The sequence below is a fragment of the Kitasatospora purpeofusca genome, assembly GCF_000718025.1.
GTDB classification, from domain to species: domain Bacteria; phylum Actinomycetota; class Actinomycetes; order Streptomycetales; family Streptomycetaceae; genus Kitasatospora; species Kitasatospora purpeofusca.
This window is the reverse complement of sequence record NZ_JODS01000086.1, coordinates 1-716: the sequence shown is the minus strand read 5'-3', so window position 1 is coordinate 716 and position 716 is coordinate 1. Positions and strand designations below refer to the sequence as shown.

Here is a 716-nt window from a genome sequence, read left to right as displayed (position 1 = left end):
GACCTGGCCGGGTACACCGTCGTGCCCGGCTTCGTCGACCTGCACGTGCACGGCGGCGGCGGCGCCTCCTACGCCTCCGGCATCGCCGAGGAGGCCCTGCGCGCCGCCCGCACCCACCTCGAGCACGGCACCACCACCACCGTCGCCTCCACCGTCACCGGCGAGATCGACGACCTGGCCCGCCAGGCCGCCGTGCTCTCCGAGCTCGCCGAGGACGGCGTCGTGGCCGGCGTCCACTTCGAGGGCCCCTTCATCTCCCGCAACCGCTGCGGCGCCCACCGCCCCGACCTGCTGCGCGACCCCGACCCGGCCCTGGTCCGCAAGCTCGTCGACGCCGCCCGCGGCCACGCGAGGATGGTCACCCTCGCCCCCGAACTGCCCGGCGGTCTGGACTCGGTCCGGATGCTCGCCGACCTCGGCGTGATCGCCGCCGTCGGCCACACCGACTCCGACTACAGCAGGACCCTGGAGGCGATCGGCGCCGGCGCCACCGTCGCCACCCACCTCTTCAACGCCATGCCCGGCATCGCCCACCGCGCCCCCGGCCCGATCGTGGCCCTGCTGGAGGACGAGCGGGTCACCGTCGAGCTCATCAACGACGGCGTCCACCTCCACCCCTCCGTGCTCGACCTCGCCTACGGCACCGCCGGCGCCTCCCGGGTCGCCCTCATCACCGACGCCATGGGCGCCGCCGGCATGGGCGACGGCCTCTACCC

At 75.3% G+C, this 716-nt stretch carries 1 protein-coding gene; it reads left to right on the top strand.

Going from position 1 to position 716, the window contains the following annotated elements; genetic code table 11:
* Positions 1-716, top strand: a 716-nt coding sequence (locus IF01_RS0140815) for an N-acetylglucosamine-6-phosphate deacetylase (RefSeq protein WP_030398686.1), incomplete at both ends; no start/stop codon positions are given.